This is a genomic window from Oleiphilus sp. HI0067, from assembly GCF_001635735.1.
In genome coordinates this window covers 1-942 of record NZ_LWFI01001169.1, presented here as the reverse complement: position 1 = coordinate 942, position 942 = coordinate 1, and the positions used below count along the sequence as shown (strand labels likewise).

General features: G+C 44.4%; 2 protein-coding genes. Both read right to left on the bottom strand.

Annotated elements, in window-relative coordinates; all coding sequences use genetic code 11:
* Nucleotides 1-50: 50 nt before the first annotated feature.
* Nucleotides 51-380: a YbaB/EbfC family nucleoid-associated protein gene (locus A3739_RS17305; protein ID WP_068473244.1), complete on the bottom strand. Its 330-nt coding sequence runs from the start codon at nt 378-380 to the stop codon at nt 51-53.
* A 9-nt stretch (nt 381-389) separates the two neighbouring features.
* The coding region (locus tag A3739_RS17300; RefSeq protein WP_156502647.1) for a DNA polymerase III subunit gamma/tau C-terminal domain-containing protein at nt 390-942 on the bottom strand (553 nt) is incomplete at its 5' end.

Below are 942 nucleotides of genomic sequence, written 5' to 3'. Positions count from 1 at the left end.
GTCGATCAATTCATCAATGGTTACACCAAACTTCATCGTATATTTTCCGCCTAGAAAGGCATCTTAAATCCTGGTGGCATTCCCATTCCTGAAGCTAAACCAGACATTGCTTGCTGATTCTTCTCTTCAATTTTACGCACAGCATCATTAACCGCAGCAGCCAACAAGTCTTCTAAAAACTCTTTGTCTTCGGTCATCACACCCGGGTCTAGTTCCACATTCTTAACATCATGGCGACCATTCATTGTAACTTTGACCATACCAGCGCCTGACTCGCCAACCACTTCTGCGTTAGCCATGTCTTCTTGCTGCTTCTGAAGCTGCTCCTGCATTTTTTGAGCTTGCTTCATTATGTCATTCATATTTTTTCCACCGAACATACTCTTCTCCTATTCAATGGTGCCGAGCGCTACGACGCTATCTTCGATAAGACGGCCATCAAACTCAGCGATTAACTGTTTTACGTTTTCATCGGCGTGCAATTTTTGCTTCGCCTCTATAAGTTGCTCTTCACGCATTCGTTCACGCCACATTGCTGGCGTTTCTTGTCCTGCATCGACACCATCCTTGAACTCAATCGCACCATTCCAAGCAAGCGCATCCTTCAATGCTTGCACGATTTTCTTCTTATGCGTGTCGTTTAAAATTCTAAAATGCCCAGTTTCGACAGCTAATTCCATAACCTCACCATGAATACGCTTCACCATATTCATAAGTAGGTTTTGAGTCATGCCTGTCAAACCAAGTCTAATGGCCTGACGCGGCCAGCTCATGCTATCTAAGTCTTGAGAGTCATCGAACTTAGGTGTTTTTTTTTGACTCTCGTTCGCTTGCGTATCAACAGTTGAGTTGATCTCAGATGGCATAGGCGCAGCTTCAATCATTGCTTCGACAGGCTCTTCAACCAAGCTTTGCTGATTGTCTATTGCAGGTGCAGGATGT